At 62.5% G+C, this 17,760-nt stretch carries 21 protein-coding genes; 7 read left to right on the forward strand and 14 right to left on the reverse strand.

The features are described from left to right. Positions 1-16: 16 nt before the first annotated feature. From AC1D2N_RS07375 to AC1D2N_RS07395, 5 genes are all read right to left on the reverse strand, one after another. A complete protein-coding gene (locus AC1D2N_RS07375) occupies positions 17-430 on the reverse strand; it encodes a tellurite resistance TerB family protein (protein WP_018072434.1) in 414 nt (137 codons plus the stop codon). Positions 431-532: 102 nt separating this feature from the next. Then, a complete protein-coding gene (locus AC1D2N_RS07380) occupies positions 533-1,243 on the reverse strand; it encodes a thermonuclease family protein (protein ID WP_130651676.1) in 711 nt (236 codons plus the stop codon). A gap of 11 nt (positions 1,244-1,254) precedes the next feature. Beyond that, positions 1,255-1,917 carry a S24 family peptidase gene (locus tag AC1D2N_RS07385; protein ID WP_018244658.1) on the reverse strand — a complete coding sequence of 221 codons (663 nt, stop codon included), beginning with the start codon at positions 1,915-1,917 and terminating at the stop codon, positions 1,255-1,257. Between the two features lie 116 nt (positions 1,918-2,033). Beyond that, positions 2,034-2,681, reverse strand: a complete 648-nt coding sequence (locus AC1D2N_RS07390; RefSeq protein ID WP_003545225.1) for a response regulator — start codon at positions 2,679-2,681, stop codon at positions 2,034-2,036. A gap of 91 nt (positions 2,682-2,772) precedes the next feature. Beyond that, a complete protein-coding gene (locus AC1D2N_RS07395) occupies positions 2,773-3,171 on the reverse strand; it encodes a hypothetical protein (RefSeq protein ID WP_047617687.1) in 399 nt (132 codons plus the stop codon). A 118-nt stretch (positions 3,172-3,289) separates the two neighbouring features. Here AC1D2N_RS07395 and AC1D2N_RS07400 point away from each other — a divergent pair, with 118 nt between their 5' ends. After that, positions 3,290-3,643, forward strand: coding sequence for a DUF952 domain-containing protein (locus AC1D2N_RS07400; RefSeq protein WP_130651677.1), 354 nt, complete (start codon positions 3,290-3,292; stop codon positions 3,641-3,643). Next, positions 3,640-4,728 carry a quinone-dependent dihydroorotate dehydrogenase gene (locus tag AC1D2N_RS07405; protein ID WP_112905895.1) on the forward strand — a complete coding sequence of 363 codons (1,089 nt, stop codon included), beginning with the start codon at positions 3,640-3,642 and terminating at the stop codon, positions 4,726-4,728. Before AC1D2N_RS07400 ends, AC1D2N_RS07405 begins: the two co-directional genes overlap by 4 nt. Here the strand turns inward: AC1D2N_RS07405 and AC1D2N_RS07410 are convergent. The 3 genes from AC1D2N_RS07410 to AC1D2N_RS07420 form a co-directional block, all read right to left on the reverse strand. Next, entirely contained in the window at positions 4,704-6,050 is a 1,347-nt protein-coding gene (locus AC1D2N_RS07410; protein WP_130651678.1) for an MATE family efflux transporter, read from the reverse strand. The two genes, AC1D2N_RS07405 and AC1D2N_RS07410, sit on opposite strands and share 25 nt — an antisense overlap. Positions 6,051-6,133: 83 nt before the next feature. Next, the gene (locus tag AC1D2N_RS07415) at positions 6,134-6,631 is read right to left on the reverse strand and encodes a CAP domain-containing protein (protein WP_018244663.1); all 498 of its coding nucleotides are present in this window, start codon (positions 6,629-6,631) and stop codon (positions 6,134-6,136) included. A 1-nt stretch (position 6,632) separates the two neighbouring features. Next, positions 6,633-6,899: a DUF6460 domain-containing protein gene (locus AC1D2N_RS07420; protein WP_130651679.1), complete on the reverse strand. Its 267-nt coding sequence runs from the start codon at positions 6,897-6,899 to the stop codon at positions 6,633-6,635. Between the two features lie 144 nt (positions 6,900-7,043). Between AC1D2N_RS07420 and AC1D2N_RS07425 the strand changes: the two genes are divergently transcribed. After that, complete coding sequence (locus tag AC1D2N_RS07425) at positions 7,044-7,976, forward strand: class I SAM-dependent DNA methyltransferase (RefSeq protein WP_130651680.1); 933 nt, start codon at positions 7,044-7,046, stop codon at positions 7,974-7,976. A 212-nt stretch (positions 7,977-8,188) separates the two neighbouring features. Then, positions 8,189-8,824 carry a YitT family protein gene (locus tag AC1D2N_RS07430; protein ID WP_020493417.1) on the forward strand — a complete coding sequence of 212 codons (636 nt, stop codon included), beginning with the start codon at positions 8,189-8,191 and terminating at the stop codon, positions 8,822-8,824. Positions 8,825-9,213: 389 nt separating this feature from the next. Here the strand turns inward: AC1D2N_RS07430 and AC1D2N_RS07435 are convergent, their stop codons facing one another. Then, positions 9,214-9,675 carry a carboxymuconolactone decarboxylase family protein gene (locus AC1D2N_RS07435; protein WP_018072447.1) on the reverse strand — a complete coding sequence of 154 codons (462 nt, stop codon included), beginning with the start codon at positions 9,673-9,675 and terminating at the stop codon, positions 9,214-9,216. Between the two features lie 22 nt (positions 9,676-9,697). Continuing rightward, positions 9,698-10,198, reverse strand: coding sequence for an RrF2 family transcriptional regulator (locus AC1D2N_RS07440; protein ID WP_130651681.1), 501 nt, complete (start codon positions 10,196-10,198; stop codon positions 9,698-9,700). Between the two features lie 133 nt (positions 10,199-10,331). Here AC1D2N_RS07440 and AC1D2N_RS07445 point away from each other — a divergent pair, with 133 nt between their 5' ends. From AC1D2N_RS07445 to pdeM, 3 genes are all read left to right on the forward strand, one after another. Next, positions 10,332-10,964, forward strand: coding sequence for a YitT family protein (locus tag AC1D2N_RS07445; RefSeq protein WP_130651682.1), 633 nt, complete (start codon positions 10,332-10,334; stop codon positions 10,962-10,964). Positions 10,965-11,116: 152 nt separating this feature from the next. After that, positions 11,117-13,627, forward strand: coding sequence for a ligase-associated DNA damage response DEXH box helicase (locus AC1D2N_RS07450; protein ID WP_028731551.1), 2,511 nt, complete (start codon positions 11,117-11,119; stop codon positions 13,625-13,627). Between the two features lie 72 nt (positions 13,628-13,699). After that, positions 13,700-14,425 carry a ligase-associated DNA damage response endonuclease PdeM gene (pdeM, locus tag AC1D2N_RS07455; protein ID WP_477981086.1) on the forward strand — a complete coding sequence of 242 codons (726 nt, stop codon included), beginning with the start codon at positions 13,700-13,702 and terminating at the stop codon, positions 14,423-14,425. A gap of 45 nt (positions 14,426-14,470) precedes the next feature. On the opposite strand, the gene AC1D2N_RS07460 is transcribed toward pdeM, so the two are convergent. The 4 genes from AC1D2N_RS07460 to AC1D2N_RS07475 form a co-directional block, all read right to left on the reverse strand. After that, positions 14,471-15,052 carry a transglycosylase SLT domain-containing protein gene (locus tag AC1D2N_RS07460; protein ID WP_018447621.1) on the reverse strand — a complete coding sequence of 194 codons (582 nt, stop codon included), beginning with the start codon at positions 15,050-15,052 and terminating at the stop codon, positions 14,471-14,473. 164 nt (positions 15,053-15,216) lie between these two features. Then, positions 15,217-15,774 carry a dihydrofolate reductase family protein gene (locus tag AC1D2N_RS07465; protein WP_026188614.1) on the reverse strand — a complete coding sequence of 186 codons (558 nt, stop codon included), beginning with the start codon at positions 15,772-15,774 and terminating at the stop codon, positions 15,217-15,219. A gap of 227 nt (positions 15,775-16,001) precedes the next feature. Beyond that, complete coding sequence (locus AC1D2N_RS07470; RefSeq protein ID WP_028731548.1) at positions 16,002-16,802, reverse strand: TIGR02186 family protein; 801 nt, start codon at positions 16,800-16,802, stop codon at positions 16,002-16,004. Further along, entirely contained in the window at positions 16,802-17,725 is a 924-nt protein-coding gene (locus tag AC1D2N_RS07475) for a sulfite exporter TauE/SafE family protein (protein WP_017966911.1), read from the reverse strand. Before AC1D2N_RS07475 ends, AC1D2N_RS07470 begins: the two co-directional genes overlap by 1 nt. Between the last annotated feature and the right edge of the window lie 35 nt (positions 17,726-17,760).

Genomic DNA, 17,760 nt, shown 5'->3' on the forward strand with positions numbered 1-17,760 from the left:
AGACGCGCTTTAGCCTTTAGCCTTTGCGGAACCGGGCAATCGCACTGCGCTCGATTGCCGCGCAGGTGAGCTTGTCGAGGCCGAGCCGGTCGCGCAGCAGGCTGAGCAGCCGCAATTCCTCCGCCTTGACCGAGAGATCGGCGGATGCCACCTCGACGGCCAGCGCATAGGCCGTGTCGTAAAGTTTTGCGGGCAGGGTGTCGCGCACGGTTTCCAGCACGACGTCGAGGCCCTCCGGCCCGGCGAGCAGCGAGGCGCAGTCGCGCGCCACCGCAATCAGCTTGTCGTCATCGAAATCCCGGAAAACAGGCAGGAATCCGATCAGTTGGCCGATCCTCTCCAGTTCCCTGTCGTTCATCGTGCTGTCGACGGCGGATGCCATCACCATCACGTAGATCAGCGCATCATGGGCGGAAAGCGGCTTATTCATCTCTGATTCCTTTTTCGATCAGCCCAGATTAGGAATTGGCGACAGCCATTACAAGGGATCGGCCCGATCCGGGCTGTCCGATCGCTTGCCAAGGCTGCCGGTTCATTTGCGGCGCGGATCGTCGCCGTAAATGCCTTTTCTGGCCTGCCTGGCCGTCTCGGCGATCTCCCTAAGCGGCGAACCCGCCGCTGCTTCCGCCCAGCCGTTTTCGGCAAGCCATGAGCCGAGATCCTGTGTGCCGAGCCGGCAGGCAGTCGTCGCCGTTTCCTTCCATTCCGCACTCTCGAGGTCGCAGGTGACGCTGCGGTTGCGCAACAGCAGGCGCAGCGCCGTCTTCGCCATCATGCCGCAGGGCCATTGCCGATCCGCCGGCCCGCAAATCCTGTCGACCGGCGTCGGCACGATGCCGGCAAGCTGAAGCCTGCGCTCGCCAAAGGAAAGGATGCCGGCATTGTCGACGGCCGGCCGTGCCAGCTCCATCGCCTTTTTCGTCGCCGGACCTCCCGTTTTCCCGGCTGCCGTCTCCGCTTGTTGCGGCAGAGCGGCCGGTTTGGATGTCACCCCGTCGCCTGGGTCTGGAGCGAGTGGGGCCGTCGGTTCGACTGAGCGAGCAATCATTTCGGCACGGTCGTCCGACATCGTCGCGGGTTCGCTGGCCTCGGGGGCCGCATCCGCTAGTGCTGTCGCCGTCTCCCCTGCGGACGCCGTCTCTTCGCCGGCCGTGCCGCCGCCAAGTCTTGCTTCGCCCGCCATCAGCAGGCCGACCACCACTACCATCCCCGTGATACCTGTAATGAAGGCGGCAGGGCGCATGGAATATCTTCCTATTGGCTGGCCCAGATGATGCGGGCGATCCAGGCGACGTCGGAAAGCTCGAGGATGCGGTTGGGATGTTCGGGATTGAGCGACATCAGCTCGATCGATCGCGGGCTCTGGCGCAGCAGCACCTTGGCCATCACCTCGCCCTCGTTTGTGCGCACGACGACGCGGTCGTTGCGGCGCACCTGCGCCCCCGGCTCGACGATCAACACATCGCCGTCGCGGTAGAGCGGCATCATGCTCTCGCCCTGCACCTCTAGTGCATAGACGCCTGATTTCTGTGCCGGGGCGGCTGGAAATTCCACCACGTCCCAGCCCTGGCCGGCCGGAAAACCGCCATCGTCGAAGAAGCCGCCGGCGCCCGCCTGCGCGAAGCCGAGCAGCGGAATGGAGCCGCCTCGCTGAGGAAATGCGCCTTCCTGCTGTCCCGAGCCGGCATCCGGCCGCATGAAGGCCATAAACTGCTCCATGCTCGCCCCTGTGGCGTCGAGCACCTTGGCGATCGATTCCGTCGAGGGCCAGCGCAGCCGCCCATCGGCGGAAAGCCGTTTCGATTTGTTGAAGGAGGTCGGGTCGAGGCCGGCGCGGCGCGCAAGTCCGGATGGCGTCAGCTCGTGCCGTTCGGCAAGCCTGTCGAGCGCTTCCCAGATCTGGTCGTGTGACAGCATGCGCGATTCCGTCGCGGCTCATTCAACGCCGCGCTCCAACCCGGCGGAATATTAACCGACCGCGCCGCCCGAGTAAAGATAGAAGAGGAATAAAATCCTGTTATCGCATGCTGCGCTCAGGCGACCATCGCCATGTTGATCTTGCCGAGCTGGATCACCGCCTGCGTCCGGCTGTCGACATCGAGTTTCAACAGGATCGCCGAGACATGCGCCTTGATCGTCGCCTCGGAGACGCCGAGTTCGTAGGCGATCTGCTTGTTCAGCAGCCCTTCGCCAAGCATGGTCAGCACCCGGCTCTGCTGCGGCGTCAGCGTATGCAGGCGGTGGATCAGGTCGGCGACATCGGGATCCTGCTCCTGGCCGTCGCGATAGCTTTCCGGCGTGGCGATGTCGCCGGCAAGCACCGTCTGGATGCTGCGACGAATATCCTCGATGCCGGAGGATTTCGAAATGAAGCCGGAAGCGCCGAGTTCCAGCGCCCGGCGGATGGTCGTCGCGTCATCGGTTGCCGACACAATGACGATTGGCAGGCTGGCAAATTCTGAGCGCAAGGCCATCAGGCCGGAAAAGCCGCTGACCCCGGGCATGGCGAGGTCGAGCAGCATCAAGTCGGCGTCCGCATGCGCGCCTGCCGCTCGACGTGCGGCAGCGAAATCGCCGGCCTCGACGATCGACTGCCGGCCTTCCATGCCGATCACTGCCTGGCGCAGCGCGTCGCGGAAAAGCGGATGATCGTCCGCAATTATGATGGTCTGTTCCTGCATCGAAAACTCCCTCCCAAGAGCCCGATCATGCCTTGCATGCGACGCCATCCCTCCGCGTTGCATGTCGGCTTGCTGACATGACTATATCAGATCAGGTCTTCTGCGGAAGGGGATTGGTGTTTTCCTCAGCCTGGAACTCCTTCACCATCCCCATGAAACTCTTCATCATCCGCTCCATGATGCTGATCGAACGGTCGACCTCGGCGTCGCTCGGCAGCGCGCGCTGGGCGACATTGCCCTGTTCGAGCGCCGTCACCCGCTTTGCCAGCCGGTCGAGTTCGTCCTCATAGGCCGCCCGCTCGTCGGCTGCCATCCGGCAGACGAGGGCGCCGTCCTTGTCCTGGCAGATCGACATGGCCCCGGTCTGCCGGTCGAGCCGGACGAAATGATCGCCGCTCTTCTCCAGCTGGAAGCGGCCGGCATCGGGTTCGGCCGCCGCGGCCGCCAACGGCATGAGAAAAACGCCAAGCGTCAGAATCAAAACCTTCATCGTCTCATCCTCCGGATTTTGCTTGTGGCGGTCCCGTTTTTCGCGCCGGGGCGTGGACATCGCCGCCTCTTTCCGGCAAAGCCCTCGTGACCAAGGAACAGCCCATCGTGAGGCCATGATGACCCTGACACCGACCCTTTACAAGATCGTGACGGAAACGCTCTGGCAGCAAGCCAGACAAACCGGCATTTTTCATGGCGCCGGCATCGATCTCCAAGATGGCTTCATCCATTTCTCGACGGCGGACCAGATGAAGCAGACCGCTGCCCTGCACTTTGCCGGCCAGTCCGGCCTGCTACTGATTGCCGTCGATGGCCGCGGCTTTGGCGACAAGCTGGTCTTTGAGCCCTCGCGCGGCGGCGATCTCTTCCCACATCTCTACGCCGACCTGCCGCTTGCAACCGTGCTATGGGAGGCGCCGCTGCCGCTCGACGAAGCCGGCGCCCATATTTTCCCGGAGCTGCAGCCATGATCGATCCCTTCAAGCGTCTCGCCCGCAAGGGTCTCTTCCTGTTCGATCCGGAAACGGCGCACGGCATGTCGATCGCCGCCTTGAAATCCGGCCTCGTGCCCGCCTGCCAGCTCACGCCCGATCCGCGCCTGCGCCAGACCGTTGCCGGCCTTACCTTCGAAAATCCGCTCGGCATGGCCGCAGGCTACGACAAGAATGCCGAGGTGCCGGAGGCGCTGCTGAAGCTCGGCTTCGGCTTCACCGAGATCGGCACGGTGACGCCGAAGCCGCAATCCGGCAATCCGCGCCCGCGCATCTTCCGCCTGGTGGAGGATGAAGGCGTCATCAACCGTCTCGGCTTCAACAATGAAGGCCATGATGCCGCCTTCGGGCGCCTCGCCGCGCTAAGCGGCGGTGGCATGATCGGCGTCAATATCGGCGCCAACAAGGACAGCGAGGATCGCATCGCCGACTATGTCGCCGGCATCCGCCGCTTTTATTCCGTCGCGCGCTATTTCACCGCCAACATCTCCTCGCCGAACACCCCCGGCCTACGCGACCTGCAGGGGCGCGAAAGCCTTGCGGTACTGCTGTCATCAGTGCTTGCGGCGCGCGATGAGATGACGGCGACAACAGGCCGGAAGATCCCGGTCTTTCTGAAGATCGCGCCTGATCTGACCGAGGAAGGCATGGACGATATCGCCGCGGAAGTGCTCTCGCATGCGCTCGACGGCCTGATCGTCTCCAACACCACGCTGTCGCGCGATGGCCTCAAGGATCAGCGGCAGGCGAAGGAGGCGGGCGGCCTTTCCGGCGTGCCGCTATTCGAAAAGTCGACGGCCGTGCTCGCCAGGATGCGCAAGCGCGTCGGCCCTGATCTGCCGATCATCGGCGTCGGTGGCGTCTCCTCGGCCGAGACGGCGCTGGAGAAGATCAGGGCGGGTGCCGATCTGGTCCAGCTCTATTCCTGTATGGTCTATGAAGGCCCCGGCTTGGCCGGCGATATCGTCCGCGGCCTCTCGAAACTGCTGGACCGCGAAAAAGCCGCCTCGATCCGCGACCTGCGCGATACCCGGCTGGATTATTGGGCGGCGCGGAAGGTCTGATCGGCCCGCGACCGCACCAGCATCGCCAGGAAGAAACCGCGGAAGAGCAGGAAGGCGTTCATACCAAGCCACAGGCCGTGATTGCCGAAGAGCGGCACGAAGACCGCGAGCATCAAGAGATAGCCGGCAAAAGATATCAGCATCCGGTTGCGCATGTCGGCCGACCACGTGGCGCCGATGAAGACCCCGTCCATCAGGAAGGCTAGCGCGCCGGTCAGTCCCGTCACCGCCGCCCAGGGCAGATAGGTTTCGGCCGCCTGCCGTACCTCGGGTGAGGTCGTCAGCACCGAGATCAGCCAGGGTCCGGCGAGGAAGAAGAAGGCGGAGCCGATCGCCGCCAGTCCGAAGGACCACAAGGTCGTCAGCTTCAGCCCGCGGTCGAAGGCCGGCCGGTAATGTGCGCCGATTGCCCGGCCAATGATCTGTTCGGCGGCATTGGCAAGCCCGTCGAGATAATAGCCGGACAGCAGGAAGAAATTCATCACCACGGCATTGGCGGCAAGCGTCACCGCGCCGAAGCTGGTGCCGATCCGCGTCATGATGGTGAAGGCGCCGATCAGCACGAAGGTGCGGATCAGGATGTCGCGATTGAGCGCAAAAAGCTCGGCCAGCCGGTGCCGGGAAAAGACTTCGGACCATGCCGGCCGCGCTGCCTTGCCGAAGCCGCGCAGCACGATGAAAAACCCGGCGAGCGCGCCGACGGTTTCGCCGGCCATCGTTCCCCAGGCGACCCCCGCCACGCCCCAATCGAGCGTCAGGCCGAGATAGATCGAAAGCAGGATGTTGATGCCGTTGATGATCGCCTGCAGCAGCAGTCCGATATTGCCCTGTCCGCGCCCGAGCACGAAGCCGAGGATGGCGTAATTCGCCAGCGCTGCGGGTGCTGCCAGCATGCGGATCGAGAAATAGGTGCCGGTTGCCTCGGCGATCGCTCCTTCCGCCCCCATCAGCCTCAACCCCGCCGCCATCAGCAGCGGCGAAAGACAGAGCAGCGCCAGTCCGCAGCCGAGCGCCGAAATCATCGCCCTGGAGAAGACCGCCTGCTGCTCGTGCTGGTCGCGACGGCCATAGGCCTGGGCCGTCAGGCCTGTGGTCGAGGCGCGCAGGAAGTTGAAGCTGCCGAGGATCAGATCGAAGAGCATGGCGCCGATCGCCAGCCCGGCCAGCGCTTCCGCATTGCCCATACGGCCGACCACGGCGGTGTTCGTCAGCCCGAGCAGCGGCGTCGTCATGAAGCCGAGCGTCATCGGAATGGCGATCGCCAGCACCAGCCGGTGCGTCACGTCAAAAGCAAGCGCGTTGTGATTGCTGCGTGTATCCATGCCGGCCTCGTCGCGGCAGCGCCAAGCGTCGTTAGACGCGCAACAGACGCTGCATCACTTGAACTGCTGCAGGCGGAATCACCTCAGCTGGAAAGCACCATGGCCCAATAGGGCAGGTTTCTGGAAGATGTATTATGGGCGACGGCGACGCCAAGGCCGTCATAACGTCCCAGCATGTTTTCCAGGTGGTGCGGCGAGTTGATCCAGGCCGTCACCACGGCATCGACGCTCTGCTGGCCGGAGGCGATGTTTTCCGCCGCCGGCAGCCGCACGCCGCTCGCCTTGACGCGCGCGCCGAAACTGTCGGTCATCCCCATCAAATGTGCCATCTTGCCGGCGCTCGCCATGCGTTTCGCCTGGAACAGGGCGGCAGTGCTCGCCGCCGGATCGGCGGCAAGCGGCGGCAGGCCGTGCTTCGCCCGCAGCTGGTTGACGAGCGGCAGCACGCTCGCCGTCTCGTCCTCGCCGTCGGAAGGCGTGCCGGCCATCCGCGGGGTCGTGGTGCAACCGGCGATGCCGGCGGCGAGTGCAAGTCCGGAAAGGCGCAACAGGCCGCGCCTGGAAAGATCGATGGATGTCATGTTACCGGCGGTAGCTGAAAAGACGAAGGATGACGAAGAGCGGGATGACGATCGTCGCGCCGAGGATGAGGTAGTCGCCGACGCGCCCGAGGGCCGAGAAGCCCCGGTGCCAGATTTCCAGGATGAAGTCGCGGACGCCGTCGATGATGCTCCACGGCGTCAGGCCGAAGACGGTCATGACGAAACCGACGATCAGCGACACCACGACAAGCTTTATCAATGTGCGGGCGAGCGAATCGCCGAGGAACCTGTTCGCCTGATCGGACATAAGCCATCTCCTGTTTGCCCTTGGAATAAGGTCGCGGCGTGCCGCCCGCAAGCCCTTTCCGGAATTGGCCGCTTCGCCTCTGAAATAGGACTTGAGTTTTTTTGTGGCCGCCGCCAAATGCGGGCCAACCAATTAGGTCCATTGATGCAGCCCCACCAGCTTTCCTCAGGCGACGTTATCGCCGACCGCCGCGCCGATTATGCCAGGATGCTTGAAGAAGGCGGCGAGCCGGAAGCGGCCGCTGAGCTGATGGAACAGGCCCTCGAACTCGTGCCCGCCTGGGCCGCCGGCTGGTATCGCCTCGCCACCTATCGCGAAAAGGCGGGCAGGGGCGAAGCCGCGATCGAGGCCTATCGCAAGACGCTTGCCCTCGATCCCGAAGACATGTTCGGTGCCGCCCTCAAGCTTGCCCTTCTCGGCTACGCGGCCACGCCCGATCAGCCGCCGAGCCGCTATGTCGAGCGCCTCTTCGACGACTATGCCGACCGTTTCGAATCAGCCCTTGTCGACAAGCTCGACTACAACGTCCCGCAGAAGCTCGCAGCGCTCATCGCCTCCACCGGCAGGCGCTACGAACACGCCATCGATCTCGGCTGCGGTACCGGTCTGCTTGGCCCGGAGATCCGCGCCAATGTCGACCGCCTTGAAGGCTTCGACCTCTCGCAGAACATGCTCGCGAAGGCCGCCGAGAAACGGGTCTATGACAGTCTTGCCCAGGCCGATCTCTCGCTCGCGCCCGAGCTCTCCGGCGTCTTTGCGGATGCCACGCGCCATCGCGCCGATCTGGTGACGGCAGCCGATGTGCTGATGTATCTCGGCAATCTCGAGAGCGTCTTTGCCATCGTCGGAGATCTCGCTGCATCAGGCGCCGATATCGCCTTTTCCGTCGAGGATGCAGGGGACGGCGACGGTTTTCATCTCGCCCCGTCGCTGCGTTACGCCCATTCGGAAAGCTATGTCAGGATGCTTCTTGCCCGACACGAACTGGAAATCCTGGAGATCGTCAAGTCGGTCATTCGCAAAGATGGCGGAAAACCGGTTTCCGGCATTCTGTTCCTTACGCGCAAACCAGCGTGAGCGAACATTTCTTGCGATTTTTTAATAGGTCAGCATTGCTTACCTATTTTGCTTGATCGGAAGACCGAAAAACCCGATATTGCACTGCATCTGCAGAGATGCCCGGCAATTATCGCCGAGGCGCTCCGGCTTCTTTCATTATGCAAAATTCCGTTGCGCCCGGGTCTCTCCCAGCGCGTTTTTTAAAATCGTCTGCCGTGGAGACTGGCGACATGACACAGCTCATCAATGCCCTTGGCTTCTGGAATACGACTGCGACGCGCCACACCCCGATCGAAGACGTGCAGGGCATATTCTCCGGCAGCCTGGTTGCCGCTCTCGGCCTCTATGTGCTCGCCAGCGCCGGCCTTCTCACCGGCAGCACCGCCGGCGTGGCCTTCCTCCTGCATTATGCCTTCGGCGTCAATTTCGGCCTTGCCTTCTTCCTGCTCAACCTGCCGTTCTTCTATCTCTCGTGGAAGCGCCTCGGCATGGCCTTCACCGTCAAGACCTTCATCGCCATCGGCCTGACCTCGGTGATTGCCGATGTGCAGTCGCGCTTCCTGTCCATTTCGAGCATCCATCCGGCCTGGGCGGCCCTTCTCGGCGGCCTGCTGCTCGGCTTCGGCCTGCTGGCGCTCTATCGCCACCGCGCCAGCCTCGGCGGTGTCGGCATTCTCGGCATCTACCTGCAGGAACGTTTCGGCATCCGAGCCGGCCTCGTCCAGCTCGCCATCGACATGTGCGTGCTCGCCGCCGCCTTCTTCGTCACCACGCCGCCTGTCGTCTTCTATTCCGTGCTCGGCGCCGTCGTCCTCAACCTCTTCGTTGCCATCAATCACCGGGCTGATCGCTACATCGCGCTTTAGCTTTACGCATGTCGTTATCGCAAAACCGCCGCACACTTTTGCGCGACATGCTCTAACATTACCAATCGGTAAGCCATTCTAAATAAAACGTAACTTGCCTGTGATCGGTCTCGGCGCGAAACTCATCTCGCGCCGGATTTGATGACGTGAACTATGTCAGATTTGGAAAAACTTGTCAGACGCCGTATGCAGGAAGAATACGCCAAGGGGCGCTTCCGCAGAAGAAATTGCGAAAGTCGTCCGAGACATATTCAACAGCATCGACCTCCCGGGCAATCGGTTTGACGCCGTTGCCGTACGGGCCACTCGGGATCACGAATGATCCGATATTCGACCGACCCGAGATTTTCGGGTCGGTTGCAAGGATGATTTCCCTCTCAGCAGATATCTCAGGCTGCCTTCGTTGCAGCATCGAGCGGATGCTGCGAGCGGAAGCCGACGGCAAGCCGGTTCCAGATGTTGATGGCGCCAATCGCCACCGTGATCTTCGTCATTTCTTCTTCAGAAAAATGCGCCTTCAGCGTCTCGTAGTCGGCATCAGGCGCGCCTGTCTTGGCGATATTGGTGACCGAATCCACCCAGCCGAGCAGCGCCCGTTCGCGGGCGTCATAGACCGGCGATTCCCGCCAGACGCACATCAGGTTGATCCATTGTTCGCTGAGCCCATCGTGGCGGGCTTCCTTCACATGCATGTCGACGCAATAGGCACAGCCATTGATCTGCGAAGCGCGCAGCTTGATCAGGTGGATGAAGCGACGCTCCAGCCCGGAGGACTGGACATATTGCTCGAGCGCGGCGACAGCCTTGTAGGCATCGGGGGCGGCTTTGGCGAAGTTGAAACGTGGTTGCATGTCTTTCTCCTTTGATGGTGGCTCAACGAGCCGTCTTGCGTTCATGGATTTCAAGGAAGGCGCAGCCTCTAGCTGCGATCGTTCCGTCGTCGACGGCGGTAAGTTCAATGCCGATATCGGCGAGGCTCGTCTTGGCGAGTTCGGCGCGATAGACCCGTTCGGCTTTCAGCATCGCCGCGTTGATGGTGCAGGGCTGGGCGAACAAGCGATCGGAGACCGGGTTCGGCCCGCGCTGGCGGATTTCGGCGCAGCGGAACGCCGGCGCAGACCCCTCGACCGCGAGCACGATGTCGAGCAACGAAATCTCCTTCGGCGCCTTCGCCAGCCGATATCCGCCCTTCGGCCCCGGAACCGTATCGAGGATGCCGGCGCCAGACAGCGCCTGCAGATGCTTCAGCAGATAGCTTGTCGAAACGCCGTGGAATTCCGCCAGCGCGGCGGCCGAAAGCACACCGCCTTCGGAAAGGCCGGAAAGCATCGCAACGCTGTGAATGGCCTGCTCGACCCCATCGCCCATCTTCATGCACCTGGCCTCCTCAATTCGTGGATAAAAAATATCCACGATTATGCCGGCTGTCAAGAGGTGTCCTCGTTGCTTGCCACTTGCCTTTATCCTGACCCCGGATAGAAGACGGCAAAGCCGACAGGGGAACAACATGGCATCCAACGCTTTCGCAGGCCTTCTGAATTCCAGCGCCGATCGTCACTCGCTGCTGGACGACGCCCAGGGCATTGTCGCCGGCAGCATGCTCGCCGTGCTCGGCGTATCGCTTCTCTCCGGCGCGGGGCTGCTTGCCGGCGGCACGGCAGGCCTTGCCTTCCTCGCCCATTATGCGACCGGCCTGAGCTTCGGCCTCTGCTTCTTCGTCGTGAACCTGCCCTTCTATTATCTCGCCTTCCGCCGCTTGGGCGCTGCCTTCACCATCAAGACCTTCGCCGCCATCGCGCTCACCTCGGTTCTGTCGGAATTCATCTCGGGCTTCATCAGCATGGCGTATGTCGATCCTATCGCTGGTGCGCTCTTCGGCGGCCTCGTCATCGGCGCCGGTATGCTGGCGCTCTTCCGCCACCGCGCCAGCCTCGGCGGCATCGGCATTCTCGCCCTCTATATCCAGGATCGCTTCGGCTGGCGCGCCGGCTTCGTCCAGCTCGGCTTCGACGGCGTCATCCTGGCGCTCTCCTTCTTCGTCGCAAGCCCCTTCATCATCGCCTGCTCCGTGCTCGGTGCGATCGTTCTCAACCTCACGATCGCCATCAACCACCGCAAGGATCGCTATATCGCCATGTGAATTGCTAAAGCGCGTCGCGATCTTTCAGATTCGCTCATCGCACTTTAGGTCTTTGTTTTTACGCATGTCGTTATCGCAAAACCGCGGCACACTTTTGCGCGACATGCGTTGGCCGCTCTTCTCTTTCCCCGGCGTTTCACTAGTTTCAGGGCGTGGACCAGATCGATTCCGAAGCCCGTGCCCTGCTTCCTGCCGCCTTTACCCGCTGGTTTGCGGAAAAGGGCTGGCGCCCGCGCGCCCATCAGCTGGAACTGCTCGCCCGCGCCGAGGCCGGCGAAAGCACGCTGCTGATCGCGCCGACCGGCGCCGGCAAGACGCTCGCCGGTTTCCTGCCCTCGCTCACCGATCTCACCCGTCGCGGCCGGATCCCGCCCGGCTCCGCCTTCACCGGCATCCACACGCTCTATGTCTCGCCACTGAAGGCGCTTGCCATCGATATCGAGCGCAACCTGATGAAGCCGGTCGAGGAGATGGGCCTGCCGGTCACCGTCGAAAACCGCACCGGCGACACGCCGAACGCCAAGCGTCAGCGCCAGAAGCTCAACCCGCCGGATATTCTGCTGACGACGCCCGAGCAGGTCGCCCTGCTTCTGGCGAACCGGGAGGCCGAGCGCTTCTTCAAGGATCTGAAATATATCGTCCTCGACGAGTTGCATTCGCTGGTCACCTCCAAGCGCGGCCATATGCTTTCGCTCGGCCTTGCCCGCCTGCGCCGCCTTGCCCCCGGCCTCAAGACCATCGGTCTGTCGGCCACTGTCGCCGAACCCATGGATCTGCAGAAATGGCTGGTCGGACAGGAAGAGGGCAGCGAGCATCATGCAGGCCTCGTCGTCGTCGAAGGCGGCGCCAAGCCCGATATCTCGATCCTGTCGACCGAAGAGCGCATTCCCTGGTCCGGCCATTCCGCCCGATACGCCATTCCCGATGTTTACCGGCAACTGGTTGAACACCGCACGACGCTGCTTTTCGTCAACACCCGCAGCCAGGCCGAAATGCTGTTTCAGGCGCTCTGGACGATCAATGACGACAACCTGCCGATCGCGCTCCACCACGGCTCCCTCGATGTCGCCCAGCGCCGCAAGGTCGAGGCGGCGATGGCCGAAAACCGACTGCGCGCCGTCGTTGCCACCTCCACCCTCGATCTCGGCATCGACTGGGGCGATGTCGATCTCGTCATTCATGTCGGTGCGCCGAAGGGTGCCTCACGTCTTGCCCAGCGCATCGGTCGTGCCAACCACCGCATGGACGAGCCCTCGAAGGCGATCCTTGTGCCGGCCAACCGCTTCGAGGTCATGGAGTGCCAGGCCGCCCTCGACGCCAATTATATCGGCGCCCAGGATACCCCGCCGGTCGGCCGCGGCGCGCTCGACGTGCTCGCCCAGCATGTGCTCGGCATGGCCTGCGCCGAACCTTTCGACATGCTGGAACTTTACGATGAAGTCACCAGCGCCTCGCCCTATGCCGATTTGAGCTGGGAGACCTTCGAGCGCATCGTCGATTTCGTCGCGACCGGCGGTTATGCGCTGCGGACCTACGAGCGTTACGCCCGCATCCGCAAGACCAAGGAGGGCCGCTGGCGTGTCTCCAATCCTGCGGTCGCCCAACAATACCGCCTCAACCTCGGCACCATCGTCGAAAGCCCGATGCTGAATATCCGCTTGGTCAAGCGCGGCGAGGGCGGCAGGATCGGCCGTGGCGGCGCTACGTTGGGGAAGGTCGAGGAATATTTCCTCGAGCAGATGTCGCCGGGCGATACCTTCGTCTTCTCCGGCAAGGTGCTGCGCTTCGAGGGCATCCGCGAAAACGAATGCCTGGCGTCGCAGGCCTTTTCGCTCGATCCGAAGATCCCCTCCTATAATGGCGGCAAGTTTCCGCTGTCGACCTATCTCGCCGAGCAGGTGCGGGCGATGATCGCCGATCCCGATCGCTGGCGCCACTTGCCGGATCAGGTGCGCGACTGGCTGTCGCTGCAGAACGACAAGTCGATGCTGCCGAAGCGCGACGAGTTCCTGATCGAAACCTTCCCGCGCGGCAGCCGCGGCTATATGGTCGCCTATCCCTTCGAAGGCCGTCTCGCCCACCAGACGCTCGGCATGCTGCTGACCCGCCGGCTGGAGCGGATAGGCGGCAAGCCGCTCGGTTTCGTCGCCACCGATTATTCGCTTGCCATCTGGGGCCTCGAGGATATGGGGCTGATGATCCGCAATGGCCGGCTCAGCCTCTCCGACCTCTTCGACGAAGACATGCTCGGCGACGATCTCGAAGCCTGGCTGGACGAATCCTTCCTGTTGAAGCGCACCTTCCGCAATTGCGCTGTGATTGCCGGCTTGATCGAGCGCCGTCATCCGGGCAAGGAAAAGAGCGGCCGCCAGATCACCGTCTCCGCCGATCTGATCTACGACGTGCTGCGCAGCCACGAGCCGGATCACATCCTCTTGCAGGCGACGCGGCAGGATGCGGCGACGGGGCTTTTGGATATTGGCCGTCTTGGCGATATGCTGAGACGAATCAGGGGCCACATCACCCACCGCGCTCTCGATCATATTTCCCCGCTCGCCGTGCCGGTGATGCTGGAAATCGGACGCGAGGCGGTGCCGGGTGAGGCCCATGACGCGCTGCTCGCCGAAGCGGCGGACGATCTGATTGCCGAAGCGCTCGCTTGACGAGAATTGGGCCTGATGAGAATTAGGGCCCGACGATTTGGGCCTGACGACGATTTAGGAATGACGACCGTGATGAACCGCCTGGCGCTGGCGCGCGACATATCAGGGCTGGCCGCCATGCCGGGCATCGAGACATCGGTCCATGGCATTGCCGCCGTCTGCGATCCGCTCGGCGCCCTCTATCTGCCCGATGCCGGCCTGCTCGTCGTTTCCGACCTGCATCTGGAGAAGGGCGCAGCTTTCGCCCGCCGCGGCATGATGCTGCCGCCTTACGATACGCTGGCGACGCTGACCGTCCTTGCCGCCGTCATCTCGCGTTATGATCCGAAGCTCGTCATCTCGCTCGGCGATAATTTCCACGACCGCATCGGTTCGAAGCATCTGCCGGAGAGTTTCCGCACGCTGATCGTCAATATGGCCCGCGGCCGCGAATGGATCTGGATCAATGGCAACCATGATCCGGATGGCATCGTCGATCTGCCGGGCACATCCGCCGACGAGATGCATTGTGCCGGCCTGACCTTTCGGCACGAGCCGAAGAACGGCTTGCAGAGCGGAGAAATCGCCGGCCACCTGCATCCGTCCGCGACGGTGCGCCGCCGCGAGAAATCCGTCCGCCGCCCATGCTTTGCCACCGACGGCGCCCGCCTGCTGATGCCGGCCTTCGGCGTCATGAGCGGCGGTTTGGATCTCGGCCATCAGGCGATGAAGGGCCTGTTCGACAAGGCTTTGCTGGTGGCGCATCTGCTCGGCAAGGACCGGATTTATTCTGTCAGGTATGGGAATTTGTGGGGGTAGTGCCCTTCATATTTGGACGGCTTACGCGGGCGCCCTTCAATACCCTCAATCGCACTCCTGCAGCTGCCGCTGATACGTCCCGGCCATCCGTGCAAACTTCTGCGCCGTCTGCTGCAACTGCCCGTTCGAGCGCCAGTCGCCGCGTTTGTATCCAGTCGGCCCGGAGTAATAGGCGAGATAGAGATTATAGGCATCGTTCAGCGGAATGCCGGTCTCCACGCTGTTCTGGTAGTGATACCAGCCGATGAAATCGATCGCGTCAGCGAAGTTCGCCCGCCGCGCGGTCCAGTTCCCCGTCTGCGATTGATAGTGATCCCAGGTCCCGTCGAGAGCCTGCGAATAGCCGTAGGCCGTCGAAGGCCGGGTCCAGGGAATGAAGCCGAACAGTTTGGTGCGCGGCGGCCGCGCATAGGGCTGGAAGCCGGATTCGGTATACATCGTCGCCATCAGGATCGGTACGGGCACGCCGTATTTCTTCTCCGTCCGCTCGGCGGCACTCTGCCAGCTGGAGAAAAGCCCGTCGCGCTCGTCGAAGACGGCACAGATGTTCCTCGTCTGCTTCGGCGCCGTCGCGCAGCCGGCAAGCAGCGCGAGACCCATGGCCGTCAGAACGATACGAGTACGCATGACAAAACCTCTCGTTTCCGAGAGATTACTAACTCGTAAATGTTAAAAACCGGTTTTTAGTCGAATGCGAACGTCCCAGGCTGCTCTCTTGTGCGACCAGGGATCGATACCCTGGCCTGACCATCGGGACGGCATCGCATCAAAACTCCAACGGGTGAGCGCTCCTAAGCCTTGACGGGTTCGTAGCGCAGGATTACCGCGCCGCCTTCCGTCGTCGAGGATTCGATGAGCTTCAGCGGCACTTGGCCCTCTGCCTGTTTGAAAAGCGGATTGCCGCCGCCGAGAATGACAGGCACCAGGCAAACCCTGATTTCATCGATAAGCCCCGCTTTCAGCAGGCTGTCGGCAAGCTCGGCGCTGCCGAAGATGAAGATCGTCTTGCCGTCCTCCTGCTTCAGCCTCGTCAGTTCGGGGATCGGATCGCTGACGACACGGGCATTGTTCCAACCGGGCTCGGTCATCGTCCGCGACACGGCGATCTTGGCGATGCCGTTCATATAGGCTTTGATCTCACCTTCGCCCTCGGCGGTCGGCCAGTAGGAGGCCATGCCCTCATAGGTCTTGCGGCCGAATACCAGCAGATCGCCTTCCTTCCCGAACTGTTCGGCAACGCGCTGCAATTCAGGTCCCCAGGCGAGATTGTGGAAGTCGATATCCCACGGCTTCGTGCCTTCGAAATAACCATCGAGCGTCATCAGGTTCCAGACAACAAGCTTTCTCATTTCCATCCTCCTTCTGAATTGCCAACCGAGATAAAACCGATTGCGTTTAGCAACTGGTTGGAAACTAGATAGACTGATAGCGAAATGCAATCGGTTTTTGGGAGGCATGGATGAACTGCCGCCAAAACATCCGGGCAAGCAGCTGCCGCCGGGCAGGCTCCTCGTGCTCGGTTGTCTTGCCGAGCCTATTTTTCAGGAAGAAATCCGCTTGAGCGCCTTGCGGCGGATCAGTCCTTACGGAAGATCAGGCTGGCACCCCAGCCGGTGATCACGGCGAGCAGCACCGCCGCACAGCCGTAGAGGATCGGCTGATCATGCGCCGCATCGGTGATCGTCTGCTCGATGCCGGTCTTGATGACCCGCAGCGGCAGCGATTTCTCGGTCACGAAAATGCCGCTCTTGAACAGATAGGCGCGCACGCTGTGCACCCCGTTCGGAATATTTGCCGGCAGGCGCAGGCTCGCCTTGAAGAGGTTGGAGGAAACGAACCGCACGCCGCTCGGATTGCGGTCATAGAGCCCGCCGCCCTGCTGCAGTCGCCGGAAGGCCTCGCGGAACTCGCCGAGATTGCTGCCGTCGCCGACGAAGCCGACCGGCGTCAGCGGAATGTGGTCGATGCCGATCCCCTGATCGATCAGGTCAAGCGGCGTCACGATGTCGTCGATCATGCGCGAACTCGACATCGAATAGGAATGCGGCACCGCTTCGAAGGTCATCGAGCGGGTGTTCACCCAGATGCCGAAGACGCGTTCCTTCTTGCGCACCGTCGCGTCCTCGCGCGGGCCTTCCAGCACCACGACCACGTCATATTGGCCGACGGCCAGCAACAACTGGTCGGTATTCGAGAGCGCCCCGAAGATGGTCAGATCCGCGCCGTGGAAATCCGAGGTGATGGCGATTTCGCTGGTCGACGTGCCGATTTCCAACCCTTCACGGACCGCCTCCGATGCCTGCCCCGGCAGCCACTGGGCTCCGGCAGAGGCCGGCAGCAGGCAAAGCAACGCGATGACGAAAACAGCCAGGCGCATCAGTTGCCCGCTCCCATCACCACCGAATAGACGTCGGCCGGCGCCACCACCAGCGCGATTGCAAGACGCAGGCCGACGGCAAGCACCAGTAGGCCGAGCAGGGCGCGCAGCTGCTCGCCGCGCAGCTTCTGGCCGACCCGCACGCCGTATTGCGCGCCGATGACACCGGCCACCATCAGGATGAAGGCAAGCACGATGTCGACGGAGAAGTTCGTCGCCGCCTGCACGATCGTCGTATAGGCGGTCACGAAGATGATCTGGAACAGCGAGGTGCCGACGACGACATTGGTCGGGATGCGCAGCAGGTAGATCATCGCCGGAACCATGATGAAGCCGCCGCCGACACCCATGATCGAGGTGAGGATGCCGATCGCAAAGCCGAGTGCGACGATTGGAATCACGCTGAGATAGATCTTCGATTTCTTGAAACGCACCTTCAGCGGCAGCTTGTGCACCCAGTGCTGGTGGCCAGGCTTGCGCGGTGCGGGCGGTTCGTTGCGCGCTGCTCGCCGCATGGCATTGATGCTTTCAAGCAGCATCAATCCGCCGACGGTGCCGAGGAAGACGACATACATCAGCGAGATGATGAGATCGAGCTGGCCGATGGCGCGCAGCAGCGAGAAGATCCAGATGCCGACCGTCGCACCCGTAAGACCGCCGACCAGCAGCACCGTGCCGAGCTTGACGTCGAGCGAGCCGCGCCGGAAATGCGTGATCGCGCCCGATATCGACGACGCCACCACCTGGTTGGCGCCGGTCGCGACCGCGACGACGGGCGGGATGTTGTAGAAGATCAACAGCGGGGTGATGAGAAAGCCGCCGCCGACGCCGAACATTCCAGACAGGAATCCGACGGCCGCCCCCATGCCGAGAATGATGAAAATGTTCACCGACAATTCTGCGATGGGCAGATAGATTGTCACAGCCGACCCCGAATGATGACCGCTCCTGCCGGGCG

The organism is Rhizobium sp. P1_B8 (assembly GCF_056406515.1).